Genomic DNA, 22,970 nt, shown 5'->3' with positions numbered 1-22,970 from the left:
CCCCCACGGTCCAACCACCCTCACGAACACAAGGTTTCTCCATGACTGCGATGGCCCACACCCCTGCAGCTAACGGACAGGCCGACACCCCGGACCTGTACCACCACATCCTCGACCTCACCGAGCAGGACGCCCGCGCCGCCCACGAGTTGGCCGCGGACTGCGCCAGGACCTTCAAAGCGGCCAACGACCTGCGGTTCCTCGACGAGGCCCCGGTGCTGGCCCAGGACCTGCCGCTCGCGGTGCGCCGGCACCTCAACGAAGCACGCCGCGACGAGCGGGCGCACGCGACCATGATCCGCGGCAACCTCGTCGACCAGACCGCACTGGGCAGCACGCCCGAGCACTGGAGCGCGGCCGACACCGAGTCGAGCCAGGTCTACGGCGCCCTGCTGGTGCTGTACTCCGCCCTGCTCGGCGACGCCATCGGCTGGGCCACCCAGCAGTCCGGCCGGCTGGTCACCGACGTGCTGCCGAGCCGCGGCTACGAGCAGAGCCTGATCTCCGCCTCCAGCGAGCTCGAACTGGGCTGGCACACCGAGGACGCCTTCTCCCCGCACCGCGCGGACTGGGTCGGCCTGTTCGCGCTGCGCAACGGCACCGACGTGGCCACCACCGTCTCGCACGTCGACGTCCGGCGGATGCCCGCGGACGTCGCGCGGTTGCTCGCCCAGCCGAGGTTCGTCGCGATCCCGGACTCCTCGCACGAGTTCGCCGAGGACGAGGCGCCGATGGACCCGGTCGCCATCCTCAGCGGCCACGCCGACGCCCCCGTGCTGCGCATCGACCGCGACTTCTTCCGCGCCCGGCCGGACGACGCCGAGGCGGCGGAGGCCCTGGACTGGGTGGTCGCGCACCTGGACGCCAACCTGACGGACGTCTTCATCCGCACCGGCGACGTCTGCTTCGTCGACAACCGCAACGTGGTGCACGGCCGCCGCGCGTTCCGGGCCGGCTTCGACGGCGCCGACCGGTGGCTCAAGCGCGTCAACATCGTCCGCGACCTGCGGCGCACCCGACCCGGGCGCCTGGACGGGACCACCCGCGTCATCGGCTGACCGACCGGCCGTCTCCCTGATCTCCCCCCACCAGTTCCGCTCCAGCGAGGAAGTCGATATGACCACCCCCCTGCGCCCCGTCGTCCTTCTGGTCGAGAGCCGCCGCGCGACCTTCACCGACAGCGTGCTCAGCCGCGACGACGTCTCGGTCGTGCTGCTGCGGTTCGACTCCGTCCAGCTCACCCCGGAGTACGTCGAGCGCACCGCCGACCTGCCGACCTTCACCCTGGCGACCGCCGCCCCGCTGGAGGAGGAGGCGGCCCGGTACCTGGCCTGGATCGAGACCGTCGGCGAGCGCCCGCAGTACTTCTGCAACCCGAACGAGGCCCTCCAGGCGTCCGCCCAGCGCTTCGCCGCCCTCGTCGGCCTGCCGCACCTGACCGAGGAGCAGGTCGCCTGGGTGCGGAACAAGAAGACGATGAAGGACCGGTACGCCGAACTGGGCATCCCGCACGCGGCCTACCGCCCGGTCACCGTCCTGGCGGACGTCGAGGCCTTCGGCGCCGACCACGGCTGGCCGGTCATCCTCAAGCCGATCGACTCCGACTCCTGCATCGGCACCTACCGGATCGACTCGCCGGCCGGGCTCGCCGACATCCCGCCGCTCGACCCGCAGTTGGAGTGGATGGTCGAGCAGTACATCCCGGGCCGTGAGTTCCAGCTCTGCGCGGTCATCGCCCGCGGTCAGGTCGTGGACGCCTACCTGTCCAAGAACCCCCGCCCGATCATCGAGGTCCTGGACGGGGCGATCAACGCCAACATCACCTACGCGCCGAGCGAGCACCTCCCGGTCGACGCCAAGGCGTTGGCCCAGCGGCTGACCGACGGACTGGGCATCCCGTACGGCTACCTGCACGGCGAGTTCTTCCTCACCGAGGACGGCGAGTTCCACATGAGCGAGGTCGCGGCCCGCCTCAGCGGCTGCGAGGTTCCGATGAACCACGGGCTCGCGTACGGCTTCGACTTCCTGAACGTCATCCTCGACACCTACCTCGACCGGGTCCCGGTGCCCGAGTACACCCGGGACCGCGCGGTCGGCGACCTGCTGCTGCCGACCCGGCCCGGCCGACTGGTGAGCATCAGCACCGAGGAGGAGCTGCTCCGGCTGCCCGGCGTCATCGGCGCCCACCTGACCGTCCAGCCGGGCGACCTGCTCGACCCGCCGCGCGCCTCGCACGCCAGCACCGGCTACGTCCACGTCGAGGGCGCCACCGCCGACGAGGTCGAGCAGCGCATGCAGGCCGTGCTCGACCACTTCGAGCTCAAGGTGGCGGACGTATGACCGAGCCGGGACAGGACCCCCTGTTCGTCGCCCACGAGGCGCTGCCGGGCTACGCCGAGGCCGTGAGCAGCTGGCTGGCCGACGACACCGACACCGCCGCGATCCCGGTGTGGACCGGCGCGCGCGGCGACCTGCTCGACGGGATCGCGCTGGCCCGGCCCGTCTACGCCGGCCGGCGCGCCCCGGAGCCCGCCGGGACCGGCGTGGTCGTCGGCACCTCGCTGCCCGAGGAGGTCCGACGCCTCGCCGCCCCGCTGGCCCGCACCTGGGTCACCAAGGTGTCGGACCTGCCCGACACCGGTTCCGTCCTGGTCCTCGGCAGCTACGCGGACCTGCGCGCGGACGCCGTCCAGGACGTCGTCGACCAGACCTACGCCCAGGGCCGCGACCTGTTCCTGCTCACCGGCCGGGACGCGCACACCGTCAGCTGGGTGGTGGCCAAGCAGTACGCGAACGCCGCGCCGCACGGCGAGACCGGCATGATCTCGGAGCTGGACACCCTGCCGGCCGCCCCCGGCACCGTCTGGTTCGGCGCCGAGGACGTCCGGCACAAGGACATCCAGGGCATCGCCCTGGACCGGGTCTGGCGCCGGGTGCTGTTCCACGGGAACGGCAAGGACGACCAGCTCAACCTCGGCCGGTTCACCCTCTGCGGGCTGAGCCCGGTCGGCGAGCGGGACCCGGGCCTGCCGGGCCCCAAGTGCGCGTACGGGCTGGGCTGCACCAAGCCCGAGGAGAAGCTGATCCCCGCCCGGCGGATCAAGGCCGCGGAACTGGTGCTCGCCAACTGCTTCAGCGGCCCGCTGACCGACTACGCGATGTACGACCCCAAGTACGTGATCCTGCTCGACGCGCTGGACGGCCCGGCCCAGACCGTCGTCGCCACCCTGACGGCCTGCGACGGCGCGCGCCCGGAGAACCTCGCCTGGCTCACCGAGAGTTCCACCGGGCGGAACGCGGCCCGGGCGATCAACGACCGGATGAAGGACATCAACCCCTACCCGTCCTTCGTCCAGATCGGGCTGCAGTCCGGCGGGGTCGTCGAGCAGCCGGCGCCCGTCGCCGACGACACGGCCGGCTTCCCGCTGCACACCGTCGGGGCCCGGCTGTCCGGCCTGCTCGACAGCGGCCTGCTGCGGGAGGACTACCCGCTGCGCCCGCGGCTGCGGCAGCTCTCCGACAGCATGCTGCGCTACGCCTCGCGCATCGTCGCGCTGTCGCCCCCGGACGGCCCGCCGGCGCTGGCCGCGATCGCCGAGGAGACGAAGTCCCTGGACCTCGCCCTGGCGCACCGGATCGCCAAGCACCACGACGACGCCGTGCTGCAGTTCCCGACCTACTTCGGCGAGCGCAGCACCGCCGAGGAGCCGGTCGACCTCGACTGGCTGTGCAACTGCGGCCGCCCGCTGCGCAGCTACACCCGCCGTGGCCGGCTCCCGGTCATCGCCGACACGGTGCAGGGGCTCTGCGCGCGGTGCGGTGACGTGGTCAACTCCCCTGTGGACGGCACGGAACTGCGGGTGACGGCGCCCGAGGAGGTCGAGGCCGGGACGACGCTGCACGTCTCGATCACCGTCGCTCCGCACCGGACGGGCACCGTCAACACCGGTATCGTGCTGCCCATGTACCTGAACGCCCGTGCGCTTCCGGCCTTGAGCCGCAAGGAGGTTCGGGCCGGGGAGAGCGCCCGGTGCGACTTCGCGATCGAGATCGCCGCCGAGGCCGCGCCCCAGGCGTACTACTTCACCCCGTACGCGGTGCACGACCTGGGCGTCTCCACCCGGCGCGTGCACTTCACCGTTTCCCCGCCGGCACCGGCCGGCAGCGGCCGAAGCCCTGGGAGTCCGACCGCATGAGGCCGTCCCTGGCGGACAGTCAGACCGTCCTGCCACTCCGGCACCGCGACTTCCGGCAGCTCGCCGGCGGTCGGTTGCTGATCTACTTCGCCAACGCGATGGCGCCCGTGGTGCTCGGCTTCGCCGTCCTCGACCTCACCGGGTCGACGACCGACCTCGGGTTCGTCGTGGGGGCGCGATCGCTGGCCAACGTCCTGCTGCTGCTCCTCGGCGGCGTCGTCGCCGACCGGTTCTCCCGGACCCTGATCCTTCAGGGTTCGGCGGCCGGCGCCGCCCTGGTGCAGGCCGTGGTCGCGGTGACCGTCCTGCTCGGCTGGACCTCGATCCCGCTGCTGGTCGTCCTCAGCGTGGCGAACGGCGCCCTGTCCGCGCTCTCGCTGCCGGCCTCGGCGGCGCTGACCTCGCAGACCGTGCCCGCGGACGTGCTGCGCCCGGCCAACGCCCTGATGCGGATGGCCACCAACCTCGGCATGATCGTCGGCGCCTCGCTGGGCGGTGTGATCGCCGCCCTGATCGGCCCCGGGTGGGGACTCGCGGCCAATGCGCTCTGCCTGTTCCTCGCCGCGCTGTGCTTCCGCGGCGTCCGGATCGCGGCGAGCGACACCGAGCCTGCCGAGCCCGCCGAACGGTCCCGCCCGCTGCACGAACTGAGGGAGGGCTGGCGCGAGTTCACCGCCCGCACCTGGGTGGTGGCCGTGGTGCTCCAGTTCACCGTGGTGAACGCCGTCGTCGCCGGCGGCATCCAGGTCCTCGGACTCGGTGTCGCCGACGACACCTTCGGGCGCGGGCTGTGGGGCGCCGTCCTGGCCGCGCAGATGGCGGGCGCCGTCGCGGGCGGCTTCCTCGCGGCGCGCTCGCGCGCCCGGCACGCGCTGCGCCTGGGCGTGGCGCTGGTGGTGCTGGAGGCGGTGCCGCTGGTGGTGCTCGCCGAGGCGCCGGGCGCCCTGCTGCTCGGGGTGGCGATGTTCCTGAACGGTGTGGCGCTGGAGCAGTTCGGTGTGGCCTGGGACGTGTCGCTCCAGGAGAACGTCCCCGCCGACCGCCTCGCCCGGGTGTACTCCTACGACGCGCTCGGATCGTTCATCGCCCTGCCCATCGGCGAGATGGCCGCGGGCCCGGTGGCGCACCAGATCGGGGTGCGGGCCACGCTGCTGTGGGGCGCCGCGCTGGTGGCGCTGGCCACCGGCGCGGCGCTGCTCAGCCGCGACCTCCGCCGGCTCACCGTCCTCTCGGCCGCACCGGAGCGGCCCGTCGGGCAGTCCTCCGAGCAGACCGCCGGCGCCGCGTAGCAGGGCGGCTGTCCGCGCACGCGAAAGGCCCGGGCCACGATGGCCCGGGCCTCTTGCGCGGGCGGTGCGGGCTACTGGTCGAGGTAGGCGAGGACGGCGAGGACGCGGCGGTTGTCGCCGTCGGTGGGGAGGAGGCCGAGCTTGGTGAAGATGTTGCTGATGTGCTTGGCGACGGCCTTCTCGGAGATGAACAGGCCCTGCGCGATGCCGGCGTTGGAACGGCCCTGGGCGACCCATTCGAGGACTTCGCGTTCGCGTTCGGTGAGGCTTCCGACGTTCTCGTCGCGCTCCTTGCGGATCAGGAGCTGGGAGATGACCTCGGGGTCCATCGCGGTGCCGCCGTCGGCGACGCGGCGGATCGAGTCGAGGAACTGGGAGCCGTTGGTGACGCGGTCCTTGAGCATGTAGCCGACGCCGCGGCCGCCGCTGGCGAGGAGTTCGCGGGCGTAGAGCGGTTCGACGTACTGGGAGAGGAGCAGGATCGGGAGGTCGGGCATGGTGCGGCGGGCCGTCAGGACGGCGCGCAGGCCCTCGTCGGTGAAGTTCGGCGGCAGCCGGACGTCGACGACCGCGACGTCCGGCTGCTGCTCGGTGAGGGCTGCGAGGAGGTCCGCTCCGTTGTCCACCGCGGCCACGACCTCGTGTCCGTAGGCCTGGAGGAGGCGGATCAGGCCGTCCCTCAGGAGGAAGTGGTCTTCGGCGAGGACAATACGCACGGAAGCTCCATCGTCACCATGGTCGGGCCGTTGACGGGACTGTTCACGGCCACCACCCCGTCGAAAGTGGCGAGCCTTCGCTCGATGCCGCGCAGGCCGGTGCCCCGGGAGGCGTCGGCGCCGCCGCGGCCGCTGTCGGTCACGGTGATGCGCAGCATGCCGTGATCGTAACGGATGTCGATCCAGGCCCGGTCGGCGCCGGAGTGCTTGGCGACGTTGGTGAGGATCTCCGAGATCGCGAAGTACGCGGCGGACTCGACCGGCATCTCGGGGCGGCCCGGCAGGTCCACCACGACCTCGGTGGGGACCGGGCAGACCATCGCCAACGCCCGCACCGCGTCGGCGAGTCCGCGGTCGGCGAGGACCGGCGGGTGGATGCCGCGGACCAGGTTGCGGATCTCCTCCAGGGCCTTGGAGGAGGACTGGCGGGCCTCGATCAGCAGGGCCCGGACGGCCTCCGGGTTGGTCTCCAGCAGGTGCTCGGCGGCGTCCAGGGTCATGCCCATCGCCACCAGGCGGGCCTGGGCGCCGTCGTGCAGGTCGCGTTCGATCCGGCGGATCTCGGCCATCTGCGTGTCGACGGCGGTGCTGCGGGTGGTGGTGAGGTGCTCGATCCGGCTGGCCATCAGCTCCTGCTCGCTGGGGGCGAGCATCGCGTGGGTGTACAGGGCGTGCTTGCGGACCGCGCGGGGGGCCATCCACAGCGCCAACGGCAGCTGCAGGACGCCGAGGACGCCGGCCAGCACCGCGGTGGCCTGGCCGTCGATCGGGATGAACTGGTACCAGAGGCCGTCCCACTCGGTCGACAGCGGGACGCCGAAGAAGGCCAGGAAGATGCCCCAGAAGCCGCTGAGCAGGACGGCGATCGGCATGAAGGCGAGGAAGCCGCCGGCGATCGGGTCGGTGAGCACCCAGGTGAACTCCCGCCGGGTCTGCGGGTCGCTCATGATCCAGCGGTAGCGGGCGACCGCTCCCGAGGCGCCCTCGGGCGCCGCCGGCAGGCCGCTGGGCGGGCCGGGGATCTGCACGCCGGTCCAGCGTTCGGACAGGGCGCGCTGCTTCGCGGCCAGTGAGCGGACGCCCTCCATGGCCCGCGGCACCATGCCGAGGCCGGGGCCGACCAGGGAGATCGCGCCGGTGACCCCCAGCGAGCGGCCGAAGGCCGCGATGGACATCCAGCAGAGGGACAGTGCCCGCCGCAGCCCGGTGAATCCGGCGGGGACGGAGAATCCCCTGATCTCGACCGCCGAGGGGCTTCCCCCGAGCTGCATCGTGCGGTCCATGACCCGCTCCTCTCTGGTGCCGTTCGCAGTGCCGCGGCCGTGGTGGCCGTGTGACCATTCTGACGGGGGTGGGCCGGCGAAATCGGTAGTAATAACCCCCCTCTTGAACGGCCGGGAGGGGAGGTTCTGCTACCTCGCCGAACGGCCCTCGCCCGCGCCGCCGCCCACCTCGCCGCACTGCCGTCGGGTCGGCTCAGAAGCCGTTCCCGCCGGCCTCCGGGCCGGCCTCCCCGGCACCGTCCGGGGCGGCGACGAAGAGGGACAGGGTGTCCGCCACGCAGGCCGCGTGCTGCTGGCCCTCGACCTCCACCGTCATCCGGACCGCGGCCAGGTGGCCCATCGGCGTCTCACGGACGCTGGTGACCTTGGCGCCACCGCGGACCCGGGCGCCGACCGGGATGGGGCGGGGGAACCGGACCTTGTCCAGGCCGAAGTTGACGCCCAGCTTGACGTGGTGGATCTCGAAGATCGCGCGCATCATCGCGGGCAGCAGGCCGAGCGTCATGTAGCCGTGGACGATGGTCCCGCCGAACGGCCCGGTGGCGGCGCGCTCGGGGTCCACGTGGATCCACTGGAGGTCGCCGGTCGCGCCGGCGAACTGGTCGACGCTGTCCTGGGTCACTTCGAGCCACTCGCTGTAGCCGAGGTGCTCCCCGGTGGCCTCGGTGAATTCGGCCAGGCTGGCAAAGGATCTCATGCGGGTGATTCTCGGCGGCCGTCCAGGGCGCGGACAAGGCGCCGGGAGGCCGCGGGGCCGTTCGGTCAGCGCGCCGTCAGTTGGCCGTCAGCGCCGGGGCGCGAACCCCTGGTGGGAACCCCCGGCGGGAACGCCCGAGGCCCGCCGGCGCGTGGGGCGCGGGCGGGCCTCGGGGGCGGGGCGGGGTGGGGCCTCGGGGCCGGGTGGGCTCAGCCGTAGCGCTTGAGCTCGTGGAAGAAGTCCGGGACGGTGTGCAGCTGCCCGGCCGCCCGGACGCTGTCGTAGACGTGCTTGGCGACGGCCATGTCGAGCACGCCGAGGCCGAACGGGGAGAAGATCACCGGCTTGTCGGACGGCGGGGTGATCGCGCCGGTGAGCACGTCGTAGAGCGTGCCGGCGACGAACTCGCGGTGGCCGACGAGCTGTTCGGCCAGGTGCGGCGAGGTGCCCGCCTTCATGCAGTGCTCGATGTCGTCGACGACGTTCCACGAGTCGAGGACGATCTCGGGGGAGAGGTCGCGCAGCGAGACGTGCAGCACCAGCGGGTTGTGCGAGAACCACTGCGGGTCCGTCACGTGCGGCTCGCCGGCGACGGTGGCGAAGACCACCAGGTCGCTGGCGCGGATCAGGTCCTCGGCCTTGTCGTGGACGCTGATCTCGACGCCCTCGCCCTCGGCCCGGCGCAGGTACTCGGAGAAGCCCTCGGCGTGCTCGGCGGACAGGTCGTGGACGCCGACCGCGGTGAAGTCGAAGCCGTTGGCGGCGAGGTAGGTGTGCACGTAGCGGGCGATCAGGCCGACGCCGAAGAAACCGACCCGGGTCGGGCGCTCGCCGCGGGCGTCGGCGAGCCGGGCGGCCGCGAGGGCCGCGGAGGCGGCGGTGCGCGCCGCGCTGATGATCGAGCTCTCCAGGCAGGCGAACGGGTAGCCGGTCTCGGCGTCGTTGAGGATCAGGACGGCCGAGGCGCGCGGGAGGCCGGCCGCCACGTTCTCCGGGAAGCTGGAGATCCACTTGATGCCGTGCACGCCGACCTCGCCCTTGACCGAGGCCGGCAGCGCGATGATCCGGGAGGACGGGCGGTCGGGGAAGCGCAGGAAGTACGAGTCGGGGTTGACCGTCTGCCCCTCGCCGTGCAGCCGGTACGCGGCCTCGACCGTGGCGACGACCTCGTCCTCGTGCCCGTTGAGGGCCTCGTGCACCTGGGCGCCGGAGACCACGGCGAAGGGAGGGACCTGATTCATGGGAACAGTGCTCCTGCTCGGAGGGGTGGAGAGGGTGGGAAGTCGGAGGGGCGGCGGGGCCGGGCGGCGCTCAGCCGATCCGGGCCAGGCCCTTGGCACGCCGGCGGGCCTGCCCGCGCGAGACCACCAGCGGGTCCCAGTGCGGCCCCCGGTCGGGCAGTCGGGCGGGGTCGCCGAGCACCGCGCCGGCGAGCACCTCGGGGAACAGGGCGCGGCCCAGGATGTCCGAGGCGGCGGCGATGCCGCTGTTCGCGACGGCGGCCAGCCCGCTGCCGTAGCGCACGCTCTGACCGACCACGTACAGGCCCTCGACGTCGGTGCGCACGTCCGGCCGCTGGTTGAGGCCGCCCCAGTGGGCCATGCCGTACGGGGTGCCGCCGCTGCCCCGGATGTAGCGCTCGTGGGTGAGCGGGGTGGCCGTCTCCAGGTGCGTGATCCGCTCGCGGAACGGGCCGATGACCTTCTCCGCGGTGGCCACCATCAGCTCGGTCACCTGCTGCTTGCGCGCGAGGTAGGCGGAGTTGCGGCGGTAGGGTTCGCCGTCCACCGGGCCGCCCTGGACGCCCCAGAACTCGTAGCCGGGCAGGCTGGTCGTCATGATCTGGAAGTTGCTGTGGCCGGGCGGGCACACGGCGGCCGCGTTCGGGTCCTTGGCCGAGGCGAAGGAGAAGGTGAGCGCCGGCAGCGAGTCCAGCGAGCCGTCCCGCGCGTAGCGCTCCGTCATGGCCGCGTGCGCGGCCTCCATGTCGTCGCTGTCGTGCCACCAGATGTTGGCGTTGGGCACGCCGGGCAGCTCGGTGTCGAGCGCGACGTACACCGAGACGCCGGAGGCGCGCATGGTCGCCTCGCGGGTGCGGGCCACCAGCTCGGCGGGGAACGCCTCCTCGCCGCCGCACAGGTCGAGGACGGTGCGGCGGTAGTCCGCGTTGGAGATCACCAGCGGGGCCGAGACGCGCTGCCCGTCGGAGAGTTCGACGCCGGTGGCGCGGCCGTCCTCGATCAGGATGCGGCGCACCTCGCACCGGGTGCGCAGCTCGCCGCCGTACGACTCCAGCGCCTCGACGAACGCGGCGACCAGCGCCTGGCCGCCGCCCTCGGGGTAGTACGCGCCGCGCAGGTAGTGGTCCATCATCGACGCGTGGTGGGAGAGGGTGATCCCGTCGGGCATGGTGCCGTAGTTGCCGGCCTGCGCCGCGACGAGCGTGCGCCCCTTGGCGGACAGGCCGCAGTGGTCCAGGGCGGCCGCGAGCGACCGGCGGGACCAGCGCATCGTCTGCGGGTTGCGGCGGAACAGCTCCACCATCGACTCACCGGTCAGGCCGGCCCGGGTGGCGGCGGCCACGGCCTCGGAGAGGTCGATGAAGGTGTCGATCCGGTCGGCCTCCGCGGGGAGGGCCTGCCGGAGCCGGTCGCGGTAGGCGTCCCAGCCGGCCGGCACGTCGACCGTCGTGGTGGGCGTGATGATCCGGTCGAAGCCCTGCTCGTTGTCCATCGGCAGGAACGTCACCCGGTCCAGGACGCCGAGGCCGGCCAGTACCGCCGGGAAGTGCCCGTCGGGCCCGCAGTCGCCGATGTAGTGCGTGCCGACGTCGAACTCGTACTTGCGCCGGCGGCGGAACACGTGCGCGTTGCCGCCGGCGATGTCGTGCTGTTCGAGGACCAGGACACTGCGCCCGTCCGCCGCCAGGTACCCGGCGGTGGTCAGGCCGCCGAGGCCGCTGCCGACGACGATCGCGTCGTAGTGGTCGCGAAGTCCCTGGGCCCCCTGCATGCGTGCTCCCATCAGAACGTGCCGCCGCCGTGGATCTCGAAGACCGACCCGCTGATGTAGGCGGCCCGCTCGGACAGCAGGAAGGCGACCAGGTCGGCGACCTCCTCGGGCTTGCCGGCCCGGCCCAGCGCGACGTTCTTCAGCATCCGCTCCACCGCGGCGTCGGACATGTCGCCGACCATGTCGGTGGCGATCAGGCCCGGCGCGACCACGTTGGCGCGCACGCCGCGCGGGCCGCACTCCTTGGCGAGGGACTTGGTGAAGCCGATGATGCCGGCCTTGGACGCGGCGTAGTTGGCCTGGCCGAGGTTGCCGTAGATGCCGGACACCGAGGACAGGTTGACGATCGCTCCGGTGCGGCGCTTGCTCATCGCGAAGGCGGCGGCGCGGCACACGTGGTAGACGCCGTCCAGGTTGGTCCGCAGGACCTGGTTCCAGTCGTCCTCCGGCATCAGGATCACCGGGCGGTCCCGGGTGATGCCGGCCGACGTGACGGCGGCATCCACCGGGCCGAACTCGCGCTCGGTGCGGTTGTACCAGTCGCGGACCTGCTCGGCGTCGGCCACGTCGCACTGGGCGGCGGTGATCCGGGTGCCGAACTCACCGGCCTCCTTGACGAGTTCCTCGGCCGCCTCGGCGTTCGAGCGGTAGCAGAAGGCGACGTCGTAGCCCTCCTGGGCCAGGCGCAGCACGATGGCCTTGCCGATGCCCCTGGACCCGCCGCTGACCAGTGCGATCACGCGTGCTCCCCGATCAGTCTCAGGACGGCGCAGCCCACGGCGCCGTCGCGGTCGACGGCGGACACCAGGGCGATCCGGCCCCGGGACGCCGGGTCGGCCTCGGCCACGCCGAGCACCGCCTGGATCTGGAAGGACGCGGAGGCCGCGCTGGTGTCGCCGAGCAGTTCCATGGACGGGACCCGGCCCAGTGCCCCGGCCGGCAGCAGCGCGGCCAGCGCCTCGTACTCGGCCCGGCCGGCCGCGGTGGGTGCGGCGCACGGGACGGCGGCCCACACCTCGTCGGCGGTGACGCCGGCGCGGTCCAGGGCGCGCCGGACGCAGGCGGTGACGGCGGCCTTCGGGTCGTCGTCGATGTCGACGCGGGTCTCGACCGCGAGCACCGCGGCGAGCGCCGGGCGCTGGGCGGTGCCGGCGTGCTCGACCACGAACAGGCCGCAGCCCTCGCCGAGCAGCGGAGTGGAGTCGCCGGCCGCGACGGCGGTGTGCTCGATCCAGGCGTGCGCGGCGGAGAACTCCTCGGCCGAGCCGACCAGGTACTTGGTCGCCCGGCCCTGGCTCATCAGGCGCCGCGCGTAGTTGAGGGCGAGCAGGCCGCTGACCCGACCGCCGGCGACGGTGGTGTTGGGGCCCTTGAGGTCGTGCCGGATGGCGGTGGCGCCGGCGGCGTGGTTGAGGCTGCCGAAGGGGATGCGGCCGGCGTCGACGTGGAAGGGCAGCGCGTTGGTGTAGGACTGCTTGAGGAAGTTGGTGACGTTCTCCAGGCTGCCCATCGAGATGCCGAGGACCACACCGGTGCGGTCGTCGGTCTCCACCACCCGGTTGCCGTCGGCGTCCTTGAGCAGGCCGTCGGAGGCGACCAGAGCCAGCGCGGTGAGCCGGTCCATCTTGGCGGTGCCGCTGGGGCCGAGCAGGCCCTTGATGTCGAAGCCGGGCACCAGGCAGACGTCGGGCGACGGCAGCGTGCCGAGCGCGGGGTCCGCCTGGACGGCGGTCTTGGCGCCGGCGCGCACGCCGGACGCGAAGTCCTGGCGGGTCAGGCCGTACGGCGACACGGCCGACCAACCGGTGATGACGAGTGTCTCCGGCGGCAGGGCCGCCGGGGTGGCTGCGGTGGTCATCGTCAGACTCGCTCTCCGTACGTGCCCAGAATCAGAATGGCGTTGTTGCCGGCGAAGGCGCTGGAGTTGTTCTCCACGATCCGGACCTCCGCGTCGACGGCCTGGTTGGGCACGACGTCCAGCGGGCAGTCCGGGTCGGTCTCCACGTGGTTGATGGTCGGCGGGATGAACTGGTGCTCGATGGCGAGGCTGCAGGCGATCGCGCCGAGCGCGCTGGCCGCGCCCATCGAGTGGCCGAGCATCGACTTCACCGCGACGGTGCGCGGCGGCGTGTCGCCGTACACGTCGAGGATGGCGGCCGACTCGGTCTTGTCGTTGGCCTTGGTGCCGGTGCCGTGCGCGGAGATGAAGTCGATCTCGTCCCGCTCGACCCCGGCGTCGTCCAGCGCGAGCCGGATGCCGCGGGCGATGCCGTCGCGGTTCGGCGCGGTCGGGTGGGCGGCGTCGCAGCTGAGGCCGTACCCGAGCACCTCGGCGTAGATGTGCGCGCCGCGGGCGAGGGCGGACTCCAGGCTCTCCAGCACGAGGATGCCCGCGCCCTCGCCGGTCAGGATGCCCTGGCGGTTCTTGTCGAACGGGCGGACCACGTCCGGGGTGAGCGCGCCGAAGCGCTTGAACAGCGCGAAGGCCTTGCGGCAGACGGCGTCGGCGCCGCCGCACAGCGCGATGTCGACCTCGCCGGAGCGGATCGCGTCCAGGCCGTAGCCGATCGAGTAGTTGCCCGCCGCGCAGGCCGTGGTGATGGTGGTCGGCTCCACGTTCGGCATGCGCAGTTCGCGGGCGATGACGGTGGTCAGCCGGCCGGCGTTGATCCGGCGGGACAGCACCGGGTCCATCGCCGCCGGATCCCCGGCCGCGATCTCCTGCTCGACCAGCACGCCGATGTCGTGCCCCTCGCCGTCGGTGGTGCCGACGCTGATGACCGCCTGGCGCTCACCGAGGTCGGCCTCGGTGAGCCCGGCGTCCTCCACGGCCATCCGGGCGGCGGCGACGGCGAACTGCCCGGCGCGGCCCATGTCGTCGAGGGGGACGTTGCGGATCCAGCGCTCCGGCTCGAAGTCGGGGACCTCGCAGGCGATGTTCTGGCCGAACCCCTCGGTGTCGAAGCGGGTGATCGGCCGCGCACCGGAGCGGCCGGTCCGCAGCCCCGCGGTGTACTCCTCGACACCCGTGCCGATGCTGGAGATCGCCCCGAGGCCGGTGAGGACGACCCTGCGGCGGTCGGCCGGCACGCCGGCGCGGGGTGCCGCTGGTGACTGTGCGGTGGACATGGGACTCCTTAAGCAGTGGGATGCCTGCGGGCGGGGGCTCCGGGCGCGGAACCCGCCCTGGTCACCAGCCGGCGGCCGTCGCGGTCACCTGGTACGTGGTCTCCACGTTCACCATCTTCGGCAGCTCGTTCATGTCGATGACGATGGAGTACTCCATCTCCAGGGCGCTCAGCACGTCGATGAGCTTCAGCGAGTCGGCGCCCAGCTCGTCGACGAACAGCGCGGTGTCGGCGAACTCGGTGTGCACGTCGATGTTCTCGGCGATGATTTCGCGGATACGGGTGAGGCGCTCCGGCGCTACCGTCGTCATGCTCGGTTCCTCCGTTTGTGCGGGTGCCCTGAAATGGGCGTCTGCGCAGAAAATTAGTCAGGCCCGATGACGGGTCGATGACGTCCAACTGACCGCTCACTGACGGGTCCTGGCGGGCCGTGGCGCGCCTGGTGGGAGGGTGTGTCGGGGACAAAACGACCAGCGGCGTCGGAGACAAGACGGCCGCCCGCCGCACCGGTGGTCGAAGACCCCGGGGGTGCGGCGGGCGGCGGTGCCGGAGCCGCCCGGGGGCGGTGCTCCGAAGGTCGGGCGCGCGGGCCCGGCCGGTCAGCCCTGCTGCTGCAGGCTGAGCGGGCGCATGTCCGTCCAGTTGCTCTCGATGTGGGCCACGGCGGCGGCCCGGTCGGTGGCCTCCAGGGCCACCGTCCAGCCCTCCGGCACGGCGGCGAAGGACGGCCACAGGGAGTGCTGCCCCTCCTCGTTGACGAGGACGAGGAAGGTGCCGTCTTCGCGGTCAAAGGGGTTCGCCATGACTGTTCTCCAGGTCTCGGGATCTCGGTATGGGCCGGGTCGATCGGTCGTCGGGTGGTCGGTCGTCGGGTGGTCGCTCGTCAGGTGGACCGGCGTCAGGTGGTCGGAGCGCCGTCGTGGGCGGCCAGGGCGGCCAGGGCGCGCTCGACCGCCGCGCCGATCGCCGCCGCCGGTACGGGCCGCAGCATCTGCTGGTGCCCGCTGTCCACGTCGTGCGCGAGGACGGCGGAACCGACGTACGGCTCCCAGCTCTTGACCTTGAGGGCGCGTTCCTCCGGGCTGGGGCGCCCGTCGCCGCCGGCGGCCACGAAGAGCGTCATCGGGCAGCCGTCGAAGCGGCCCGGGGTGAACCGCTGGAACAGCTCCAGGTTGTTCCGCATGACGCCCAGCAGCCGTTCCAGCGTACCCGGTTCGAGCGCGGCGAGGGGGCCTTCGGTGCCGGCCAGGTGCGCGGCGACGTCCTGCGGGGTGAGCCGCTCCAGCCCCGTCGCGTCGACCCCGGCCTCGGCCAGGAAGTCGGCGAGGAACTCCGCGTCGCTCGGCCGGGCGCCCTGCGCGTCGTCGGGGTAGGCGTCCAGGTTGGCCAGGAACGCCACCTGCTCGCCGGCGGCGCGCAGCCGGACGGCCATCTCGTGCGCGACGACCCCGCCGTAGGACCAGCCGAGCAGGTGGTACGGGCCGTGCGGCTGCACGGACCGGACCCGGGCCAGGTACTCCTCGGCGACGTCCCCCAGGTCGGTCGGCAGCGGGCCGTCCCCGGACAGGCCGCGGGCCTGCAGGCCGTAGACCGGCTGCTCCGGGGCCAGGTGCTCGGCGAGCGCCGCGAACGGGATCGCGAAGCCGAGGCCGCCGTGCACGCAGAACAGCGGGGGCCGCTCGCCGGTGGGCCGGATCGGCAGGACGGGCCCGAGCAGGTCGACCGCCCCGCTCCCTTCGACCGGATCGGCGGCGCCGGCGGCCAGTGCCGCCAGGGTGCGGTGCTCGAAGACCGCGCCGAGGCTGATCGGCAGCCCGGCCCGGCCGGCCGCGTTGACCAGTCGGATCGCCTTCAGACTGTCCCCGCCGAGGGCGAAGAAGGAGTCCTCGGGGCCGACCGGGCCGACGCCCAGCACCTCCTCGACGGCGGCGCAGAGCAGCCGCTCCGGCTCGGTGCGGGGCGCCTGCGGGGCGCGATCCCGGCCGGTGGACGCGGGGGCGGGCAGGGCCTTGACGTCCAGCTTGCCGTTGGCGTTCAGCGGCAGCGCGGGCAGCGCGGTGTAGCTCTCCGGCACCATGTAGCCGGGCAGCGAGCGGGCCAGGTGGCGTTGCAGCCCGGCCGGTTCGGGGGCCGGCCGGCCGTCGGCGGGCACCAGGTAGGCGACCAGGCGGCGCTGGCCGGTGGCGTCGGCGGGGGCCAGCACGGCGGCCCGGGCGACGGCCGGGTGCTCGGCCAGCAGCCGTTCGATCTCGCCGAGTTCGATCCGGTAGCCGCGGATCTTGACCTGCTGGTCGGCGCGCGCGACGTACTCGATCCGGCCGGCGCGGTCCCAGCGGACCAGGTCGCCGGTGCGGTACATGCGCTCCCCGGGCGGGCCGTACGGGCAGGCGGTGAAGCGGGCGGCGGTCAGCGCGGGTTGGCCGAGGTAGCCGCGGGCCAGACCCTCGCCGGCCAGGTACAGCTCGCCGACCACGCCGCGCGGCACCGGCCGCAGCGCCTCGTCCAGGACGTACGCGCGGGTGTCGCCGATCGGCCGGCCGATCGGGACGGTGCCGTCGGCGCGGCCGAGGTCCTGGCCGGTGGCGAAGGTGGTGGTCTCGGTGGGGCCGTACACGTTGAACACGGTGGTGTCCGGCAGCGCGGCCCGCAGCCGGTCCAGGTGGTCGCGGGAGTGCGCCTCGCCGCCGGTGAGCAGCGCCCGCAGTGGGGCCAGGGCGCGCGGGCGGGTGTCGGCGAGGGTGTTGACGAACTGGGTGGTGAGGAAGGCGACGCTGACCCGGGCCCGGGCCAGGAAGGACTCCAGGGCCTGCGGGTCGGCCGGGCCGGGCGGGTGGATCGCCAGCCGGGCGCCGTGGGCGAGCGGGCCCCAGATCTCGAAGGTGGAGGCGTCGAAGGCGACCGGCGCGAAGTAGAGGAAGGTGTCCGCCGCGCTCGGCGCCAGCTCCGGCAGGCCCAGGACCAGGCGGACGGCGGCGCGGTGCGAGACCGCGACGCCCTTGGGCTTGCCGGTGGAGCCGGAGGTGTAGATGACGTACAGCAGGTCGTCGGGGTCGACCGGGGCGGCGGGCACCGGGGCGGTGGCGGGCCGGGCGGCCAGCTCGGCCGCGGTCTCCGGGGCGTCCAGGACCAGCGGCACGACCCCGGCCGGGAGCTCCCGCTCCGCCAGCGACCGTTCGGTCAGCAGCAGTCGGGCGCCGCTGTCGGCCAGCATGTCGCGGACCCGCTCGTCGGGGTAGGACGGGTCGATCGGCAGGTAGGCCGCGCCGGTGCGGGCGATCGCCAGCAGGGCGCTCACCACGGCCGGGCCGCGCTCCAGCCGCAGCGCCACCAGGTCGCCCCGGTGGGCGCCGCGGTCGGCCAGCAGGTGGGCCAGGCGGTTGGCCTCGGCGTCCAGTTCGGCGTAGCTGGTGTGCAGCAGGCGCTCGGGGTGACCGGGCTCGGTGTGGACCAGCGCGACCGCGTCCGGGGTGGCCGCGATCCGGCGGTCCACCAGGGCGGTGAGGGTGCCGCGCGGGGTGCCGGCCCGGTGGGTGCCCAGGGCGAGCAGTTCGGCCTCCTCCTCGGGGCCGAGCAGGTCCAGCCGGGACAGCGGCCGGGCGGGCTCGGCCAGGGCGGCGGCGAGCAGCCGCAGGTAGGCGTCGGTGATCCGGCGGGCGGTGGCGGGCTCGAACAGGTCGGTGCGGTACTCGACGGCGAGTGCGAGCCCGCCGCCGGCCTGCTCGGTGAGCTGGAAGAACAGGTCCCACTTGGCGGTCCGGACCGGCACCGGCTGCTCGGTCACGGCGAGCTCCGGGTCGTCCTCGGGCGCCGGGGCCGGGCCGGCCTGCTGGAAGCCGAGCATCACCTGGAACAGCGGGTGCCGGGCCATCGAGCGCTCGGGGTTGAGCACCTCGACGAGCTTCTCGAAGGGCACGTCCTGGTGCTGGTGGGCGGCCAGGTCGTAGGCCCGGACCCGCTTGGCGAGTTCGCGCAGGCCCGGGTCGCCGGAGGTGTCGGTGCGCAGCACCAGGGTGTTGACGAACATGCCGACCAGCTCGTCGAGCCGTTCGTCGGTGCGGCCCGCGATCGGGCTGCCGAGCGGGATGTCGGTGCCCGCGCCGAGCCGGGTGAGCAGGGCGGCGAGCCCGGCCCGCAGCAGCATGAAGACGCTGACGCCCCAGGCGGCGGCGAGCCGGTGCAGCTGCTCGGTGAGCGGCTGCGGCACGGTGCTGCGCACGACGTCGCCGCGGTGGTCGGCCCGGGTGCCGCGCGGGTGGTCGAAGGGCAGCGCCAGCTCCTCCGGCAGGCCCTTCAGGGTCTCGCTCCAGTAGCCGAGTTGGCGGGAGAGCTCGCTCTCCGGGTCGCTCTCCGCGCCGAGCAGTCCGCGCTGCCACAGGGCGTAGTCGGCGTACTGGACGGGCAGCGGCGGCAGCTCGGCCGGGCGGCCGGCCCGCCGGGCCCGGTAGGACGCGGTGAGGTCGCGGGCGAGCGGGGCGAGCGACCAGCCGTCGCCGGCGATGTGGTGCAGGACGATCGTCAGCACGTGCTCGTCCGGGCCGAGCCGGAACAGGCGGGCGCGGAGCGGGATCCGGTGCTCCAGGTCGAAGCCGTGGGCGGCCTCGGCGGCGAGGGCGGCGGACAGGCCCGCCTCGGTGGTCTCGCTGACCGGGAGCGGGACGGCGGCCTCGGCCGGGGTGAGCACCCGCTGCTCGGCCGGTCCGGTGGCGTCCTCGGCGGCCCCGGGGGCGAGCTGCGGGAAGACGGTGCGCAGCGCCTCGTGGCGGGCCACCACGTCCTGCAGGGCGCCCTCCAGGGCGGCGACGTCGAGGCGCCCGGAGAGGCGGATCGCCAGCGGGATGGCGTACAGCCCGCCGGGCGCGCCCAGGTGCTCGACGAACCAGAGCCGCTGCTGCGCGTACGACAGCGGCAGCACGGCCGGGCGCGGGCCGGCGACCAGCGGGGCGCGGCCGGTCGCGGCGGCGGCCAGCCGCTCGGCGAGGCGGGCGGGAGAGGGGGCCTCGAAGAGGTCCCGGACCTGGAGTTCGGCGCCGAGTTCGGCGCGCACCCGGTTGACGATCCGGGTGGCGAGCAGCGAGTGGCCGCCGAGGGTGAAGAAGTCGTCGTCGACGCCGACCCGGTCGAGTCCGAGCACCTCGGCGAAGACACCGCAGAGCTGCTCCTCCTCGCGGGTGCGGGGGGCGCGGGCGGAGGTGGCGTACGCGGGGGCGGGCAGGGCGCGGCGGTCGAGCTTGCCGTTGGCGGTCAGCGGCAGCGCGGCGAGCGGGACCACGGCCGCCGGGACCATGTACTCGGGCAGCCGCTCGGCGGCGAACTCCCGCAGGCGCGACTGGAGTTCGCTGTCAGCGTCGCCGCGCGGCACCACGTAGGCGACCAGGCGCTGGTCGCCGGGCCGGTCCTCGCGGGCGATCACGGCCGCCTCGGCGACCTCGGGGTGCCGGTCGAGCACGGTCGCGATCTCGCCCAACTCGATGCGGAAGCCGCGCAGTTGAACCTGCTCGTCGGCACGGCCCAGGTACTCCAGGGTGCCGTCGGCCCGCCACCGGCCGAGGTCGCCGGTGCGGTACATCCGGGTGCCGCCGGGCTCGAACGGGCAGGCCACGAAGCGGGCCGAGGTCAGGTCGGGGCGGCCGAGGTAACCGCGGGCCAGGCCGGGGCCGGTGATGTACAGCTCGCCGGGCACGCCGGCCGGGACGGGCTGCAGGGCGCCGTCGAGCAGGTAGACCCGCAGGTCCGGGATGCCGCGCCCGATCACGCTGCCGCCGCCGGCGGCGGCCGTCGGGGCGTCCAGCTCCTGGTAGGAGACGTGCACCGTGGTCTCGGTGATGCCGTACATGTTGACCAGTCGCGGCGCGTCGTCGGCGTGCCGGGCGTACCAGTCGGTGAGCTTGCCGATGTCCAGCGCCTCGCCGCCGAACACCACGGTCCGCAGGGCCAGGTGGCGCGGCCGCTCGGCGTCGGCGCGCATCAGTTGGTAGAAGGCGGACGGCGTCTGGTTGAGGACGGTCACCCGCTCCTCGGCGAGCAGGTCCAGGAAGGCGTCGGGGGAGCGCGACACGTCGTACGGCACCACGACCAGCCGGCCGCCGCGCAGCAGCGCGCCCCACAGTTCCCAGACGGTGAAGTCGAAGGCGATGGAGTGGAACAGCGTCCACACGTCGCCGGGCCCGAAGCCGAACCAGCCGTCGGTGGCCTCCAGCAGCCGCACCACGTTCTGGTGCGGCACCACGACGCCCTTGGGGCGGCCGGTGGAGCCGGAGGTGTAGATGACGTAGGCCGGGTGCTCGGGGGAGGCCGCGGCGCCCGGCGCGGCGGCCGGGCAGGCGGCCAGCGCGGCGGCCGTCCCGGGAGCGGCCAGGTCGAGGCGCGGCACGTCCGGGGCCTCGGGCAGCTCGGGCAGCACGCCGCCGGAGGTCAGCAGTAGCACCGGACCGGCGTCGCGCAGGGTGTAGCCGATCCGGTCGGCCGGGTGGCCGGGCTCCAGCGGCAGGTAGGCCGCGCCCGCCTTGAGGACGGCGAGGACGGCGACGATCAGCTCGGCGCCGCGCGGCAGCGCGACCGCCACGAGGCTCTCCGGGCCGGCGCCGTGGGCGGCGATCAGGTGGGCGAGCCGGTTGGCCCGCTCGTCCAGCTCGCGGTAGCTGAGGGCGGCGCCGGGCGCGGTGACCGCGACGGCGTCCGGGGTGCGGGCGGCCTGCTCGGCGAACAGCTCCGCGATGGTGGCGCGCCGCGCGGGCTCGCCGGGGGCGGCCGAGGCGCCGCTCCACTCGTCGAGGATGCGGGCCAGTTCGGCGGGTTCGGGCGCGCCGAGCCGGGCGAGCGGGGTCTGCGGGTCGTCCGCGACCTGCTCCAGGACGCGGCGCAGCCGGTCCAGGACGCGCTGCGCGGCGGCCTCGGCGGCGTCAGCGTGCTCGGCGGCCTCGGTGGCGGCCTCGGTGAAGGCCGAGGGCTTGTAGGCGAGGTGCAGGTCCAGCCGCTCCCCGGGGAAGACGGTGAGGCTCAGCGGGTAGTGGGTGGCCGAGAGCACCTGGGCGGCGCTGACGGTGCCGCCGGACTCGCGGTACAGCGCGGCCTCGTCCAGCGGGTAGCTCTGGAAGGCGAGGACGGTGTCGAACAGCTCGCCCTGGACGCCGGACGCGGCCTGCGCCTCGGCGAGCGGCAGGTGCTCGTGCGGCATCATCGCGAGCTGCTGGCGGGCCAGCGCCTCGAACAGCTCGCTCGCCCGCTGGTCGGGGCGCAGGTCGGCGCGGACCGGCAGGGTGTTGGCGAACAGCCCGATCATCGACTCGACGTCCGGCACCTCGGCCGGGCGGCCGGAGGTGACCGAGCCGAACACCACGTCCTCGCGGCCGGTGAGCCGGCCGAGCAGCAGCGCCCAGCAGCCCTGCACCACGGTGTTGAGGGTCAGGCCCCGGGAGCGGGCCCAGCCGGTCAGCGCCGCGGTGCGCTCCGGCGACAGGAACCCCCGGACGAACGACGGCAGTTCGGGCGTCCGGCCGGCCTCGGCCTCGGGCAGCGCCCGGACCGGCCCGTCCAGGCCGTCCAGCAGCTCCGCCCAGGCCGCCCGCGCGGCGGCCCGGTCCCGGCCGTTCAGCCAGGTCAGGAACGAGCGGTACGGCGCGGGCGCGGGCAGCGCCGCGGCGCCCGCCTCGTCGCCGAGCAGCACCAACTCGCGGACGGCCAGCGGGAACGACCAGCCGTCCATGACGATGTGGTGCACCGACCAGAGGAACCGGTGGTGCCCCTCGCCGAGCCGGATCAGGGTGAACCGCATCAGCGGCGGCCGCGCCAGGTCGAACCGGCGCAGCCGGTCCTCGCGCATCAGCCGCTGCGCGGCGGCCTCCCGCTGCGCCTCGGGCAGGTCGGTGAGGTCGTGCAGCCGCCACTCCGGCTCGACCTCGCTCTCCTTGAGCACGACCTGGACGGGCTCGCCGGTCTTGCGGTTGCGGAAGCAGGCCCGCAGGTTGGGGTGCCGTCGCAGCAACGCGGCCGAGGCCTGGCGCAGCCGGGCGGCGAGCTGCTCGCCGTCGCCCGCGCCCGGCCCGTCGATCTCCGCCACGAACTGGAGGGTGTACAGGTCGGGCGAGGCCTGGTCGTACGAGGACAGGAACAGCAGCCCCTGCTGGAGGGGGGAGAGCGGAAGTACTTCGCTGATCTTCGACCCGGTTCTGGGGGCGGTCGTCACGAAAGTTCCTCATTCAACTCGAATTCCAGATCGGCCAGTTCCTCGTCGGACAGGGCGATCAGACTGCTTTCGGGCTCCACCGGGGCGGCCTCGGCGGGGCTCTCCACCTGCTCCTCGGCGACCTGGGCCAGGGCGGCGGCGGTCTTGTGGGTGAAGATGTCGCGGGTGGTGAGGGTCAGGCCGGCCTTGCGGGCGCGGCTGACCACCTGGATGGAGCGGATGCTGTCGCCGCCGAGGGCGAAGAAGTCCTCGTCGATGCCGACCCGGCCGGTGCCGAGCACCTCAGCCAGGATCTCGGTCAGCACCTGCTCGCGCTCGGTGCGCGGGGCGCGGGCCTCCTGCTGGTCCCCCAGGTCGGGCTTGGGCAGGGCGTTGCGGTCGAGCTTGCCGTTGGGGGTGAGCGGCATGGCGGGCAGGACGGTCCAGGACGCGGGGATCATGTACCCGGGCAGCAGTTGGGAGAGCTC

At 73.7% G+C, this 22,970-nt stretch carries 16 protein-coding genes; 4 read left to right on the top strand and 12 right to left on the bottom strand.

Annotated features, from left to right (window positions below; all coding sequences use genetic code 11):
• Positions 1–41: 41 nt before the first annotated feature.
• The 4 genes from gntD to P3T27_RS00065 are packed head-to-tail and all read left to right on the top strand — an operon-like array spanning position 42 to position 5,485.
• On the top strand, positions 42–1,058 hold the full coding sequence (gntD, locus tag P3T27_RS00080) for a guanitoxin biosynthesis L-enduracididine beta-hydroxylase GntD (protein WP_280673337.1): 1,017 nt from the start codon (positions 42–44) through the stop codon (positions 1,056–1,058).
• 58 nt (positions 1,059–1,116) lie between these two features.
• On the top strand, positions 1,117–2,340 hold the full coding sequence (locus P3T27_RS00075; protein ID WP_280673335.1) for an ATP-grasp domain-containing protein: 1,224 nt from the start codon (positions 1,117–1,119) through the stop codon (positions 2,338–2,340).
• Complete coding sequence (locus P3T27_RS00070) at positions 2,337–4,196, top strand: hypothetical protein (RefSeq protein ID WP_280673334.1); 1,860 nt, start codon at positions 2,337–2,339, stop codon at positions 4,194–4,196. Before P3T27_RS00075 ends, P3T27_RS00070 begins: the two co-directional genes overlap by 4 nt.
• Positions 4,193–5,485 carry an MFS transporter gene (locus tag P3T27_RS00065; protein ID WP_280673332.1) on the top strand — a complete coding sequence of 431 codons (1,293 nt, stop codon included), beginning with the start codon at positions 4,193–4,195 and terminating at the stop codon, positions 5,483–5,485. Before P3T27_RS00070 ends, P3T27_RS00065 begins: the two co-directional genes overlap by 4 nt.
• Before the next feature lie 71 nt (positions 5,486–5,556).
• Here the strand turns inward: P3T27_RS00065 and P3T27_RS00060 are convergent, their stop codons facing one another.
• The 12 genes from P3T27_RS00060 to P3T27_RS00005 all read right to left on the bottom strand — a co-directional run.
• Positions 5,557–6,201: a response regulator transcription factor gene (locus P3T27_RS00060; protein ID WP_280673330.1), complete on the bottom strand. Its 645-nt coding sequence runs from the start codon at positions 6,199–6,201 to the stop codon at positions 5,557–5,559.
• Positions 6,165–7,484: a sensor histidine kinase gene (locus P3T27_RS00055; RefSeq protein ID WP_280673328.1), complete on the bottom strand. Its 1,320-nt coding sequence runs from the start codon at positions 7,482–7,484 to the stop codon at positions 6,165–6,167. Before P3T27_RS00055 ends, P3T27_RS00060 begins: the two co-directional genes overlap by 37 nt.
• Before the next feature lie 193 nt (positions 7,485–7,677).
• Positions 7,678–8,181 (bottom strand): MaoC family dehydratase, encoded by a 504-nt coding sequence (locus tag P3T27_RS00050; RefSeq protein ID WP_280673326.1) that lies wholly within the window; start codon positions 8,179–8,181, stop codon positions 7,678–7,680.
• Between the two features lie 209 nt (positions 8,182–8,390).
• On the bottom strand, positions 8,391–9,422 hold the full coding sequence (gene sbnB, locus P3T27_RS00045; protein ID WP_280673324.1) for a 2,3-diaminopropionate biosynthesis protein SbnB: 1,032 nt from the start codon (positions 9,420–9,422) through the stop codon (positions 8,391–8,393).
• Positions 9,423–9,492: 70 nt separating this feature from the next.
• Positions 9,493–11,193 carry an NAD(P)/FAD-dependent oxidoreductase gene (locus tag P3T27_RS00040; protein WP_280673322.1) on the bottom strand — a complete coding sequence of 567 codons (1,701 nt, stop codon included), beginning with the start codon at positions 11,191–11,193 and terminating at the stop codon, positions 9,493–9,495.
• An 11-nt stretch (positions 11,194–11,204) separates the two neighbouring features.
• Positions 11,205–11,933, bottom strand: coding sequence for a 3-oxoacyl-ACP reductase FabG (fabG, locus tag P3T27_RS00035; protein WP_280673320.1), 729 nt, complete (start codon positions 11,931–11,933; stop codon positions 11,205–11,207).
• A complete protein-coding gene (locus P3T27_RS00030) occupies positions 11,930–13,051 on the bottom strand; it encodes a beta-ketoacyl synthase N-terminal-like domain-containing protein (RefSeq protein WP_280673318.1) in 1,122 nt (373 codons plus the stop codon). Before P3T27_RS00030 ends, fabG begins: the two co-directional genes overlap by 4 nt.
• Positions 13,052–13,053: 2 nt before the next feature.
• Entirely contained in the window at positions 13,054–14,322 is a 1,269-nt protein-coding gene (locus P3T27_RS00025) for a beta-ketoacyl-[acyl-carrier-protein] synthase family protein (protein WP_280673316.1), read from the bottom strand.
• A gap of 61 nt (positions 14,323–14,383) precedes the next feature.
• Positions 14,384–14,632 (bottom strand): acyl carrier protein, encoded by a 249-nt coding sequence (locus P3T27_RS00020; RefSeq protein WP_280673314.1) that lies wholly within the window; start codon positions 14,630–14,632, stop codon positions 14,384–14,386.
• A 288-nt stretch (positions 14,633–14,920) separates the two neighbouring features.
• The gene (locus P3T27_RS00015; protein ID WP_280673312.1) at positions 14,921–15,124 is read right to left on the bottom strand and encodes an MbtH family protein; all 204 of its coding nucleotides are present in this window, start codon (positions 15,122–15,124) and stop codon (positions 14,921–14,923) included.
• A 95-nt stretch (positions 15,125–15,219) separates the two neighbouring features.
• Entirely contained in the window at positions 15,220–22,503 is a 7,284-nt protein-coding gene (locus P3T27_RS00010) for a non-ribosomal peptide synthetase (protein ID WP_280673310.1), read from the bottom strand.
• Positions 22,500–22,970, bottom strand: a 471-nt coding sequence (locus P3T27_RS00005; RefSeq protein ID WP_280673308.1) for a phosphopantetheine-binding protein, incomplete at its 5' end; no start/stop codon positions are given. The genes P3T27_RS00005 and P3T27_RS00010, both read right to left, overlap by 4 nt.

It is taken from the genome of Kitasatospora sp. MAA19 (assembly GCF_029894125.1).
GTDB lineage: Bacteria > Actinomycetota > Actinomycetes > Streptomycetales > Streptomycetaceae > Kitasatospora.
Note: the sequence above shows the minus strand (reverse complement) of the source record. Positions and strands in the feature narration are given on the sequence as shown.

Bases quoted from the DNA above. Each gene is read 5' to 3' on its own strand.
- P3T27_RS00065 (WP_280673332.1), top strand. From the start codon at position 4,193: ATGAGGCCGTCCCTGGCGGACAGTCAGACCGTCCTGCCACTCCGGCAC.
- P3T27_RS00030 (WP_280673318.1), bottom strand. From the start codon at position 13,051: ATGACCACCGCAGCCACCCCGGCGGCCCTGCCGCCGGAGACACTCGTC.
- P3T27_RS00040 (WP_280673322.1), bottom strand. From the start codon at position 11,193: ATGCAGGGGGCCCAGGGACTTCGCGACCACTACGACGCGATCGTCGTC.
- P3T27_RS00020 (WP_280673314.1), bottom strand. From the start codon at position 14,632: ATGACGACGGTAGCGCCGGAGCGCCTCACCCGTATCCGCGAAATCATC.
- P3T27_RS00075 (WP_280673335.1), top strand. From the start codon at position 1,117: ATGACCACCCCCCTGCGCCCCGTCGTCCTTCTGGTCGAGAGCCGCCGC.
- gntD (WP_280673337.1), top strand. From the start codon at position 42: ATGACTGCGATGGCCCACACCCCTGCAGCTAACGGACAGGCCGACACC.
- P3T27_RS00025 (WP_280673316.1), bottom strand. From the start codon at position 14,322: ATGTCCACCGCACAGTCACCAGCGGCACCCCGCGCCGGCGTGCCGGCC.
- sbnB (WP_280673324.1), bottom strand. From the start codon at position 9,422: ATGAATCAGGTCCCTCCCTTCGCCGTGGTCTCCGGCGCCCAGGTGCAC.
- P3T27_RS00050 (WP_280673326.1), bottom strand. From the start codon at position 8,181: ATGAGATCCTTTGCCAGCCTGGCCGAATTCACCGAGGCCACCGGGGAG.
- P3T27_RS00055 (WP_280673328.1), bottom strand. From the start codon at position 7,484: ATGGACCGCACGATGCAGCTCGGGGGAAGCCCCTCGGCGGTCGAGATC.
- P3T27_RS00015 (WP_280673312.1), bottom strand. From the start codon at position 15,124: ATGGCGAACCCCTTTGACCGCGAAGACGGCACCTTCCTCGTCCTCGTC.
- P3T27_RS00070 (WP_280673334.1), top strand. From the start codon at position 2,337: ATGACCGAGCCGGGACAGGACCCCCTGTTCGTCGCCCACGAGGCGCTG.